The sequence below is a fragment of the Agromyces sp. NPDC055658 genome (assembly GCF_053618155.1).
In genome coordinates this window covers 1,731-2,163 of the sequence record NZ_JBSHHD010000080.1, presented here as the reverse complement: position 1 = coordinate 2,163, position 433 = coordinate 1,731, and the positions used below count along the sequence as shown (strand labels likewise).

1 protein-coding gene is annotated in these 433 nt (G+C 69.1%); it reads right to left on the bottom strand.

Going from position 1 to position 433, the window contains the following annotated elements; translation table 11 throughout:
* A partial coding sequence (locus ACWGPE_RS18580) for a hypothetical protein (protein ID WP_452049244.1) occupies positions 1-389 on the bottom strand: 389 nt, incomplete at its 3' end.
* Between the last annotated feature and the right edge of the window lie 44 nt (positions 390-433).

Here is a 433-nt window from a genome sequence, read left to right as displayed (position 1 = left end):
GTCTCGGTGTCGGCGAAGAACGCTTCCCTCGGGGTCAGCACGGTCTCGGCGCGATGCGCGATCAGATCGGCGATCAGGGTGTCGTCGTCACCGCCCGGGCCCGCGGTCGCATCTCCGGCCCAGGCGGCCACTTCGGCGAATCCCTCGGCGAGGCGGTCCATGTCGGTGTCGGTGTTGCCGATGGTGCTGATACACAGCACATGACCGGCACCGCTGAGTTCGGGCTGCACGCCGTGCACCCGGTTGAGGCGCTCGACGATGTCACGGGCATCGGCGGCCAGGTCACGGGTACCGATCAGCAGTTTGGTCTCGTCGAGCTGATGGAACCCGGTCCCGGTTCCGGTGGCGTCCGCCGGTCGCAACACCCGCAGGCCCTGGATGTTCTCCAACCTGGCCGCTACCCGGCGGGCGCGGTCCAATGCGGCGCCGAGCA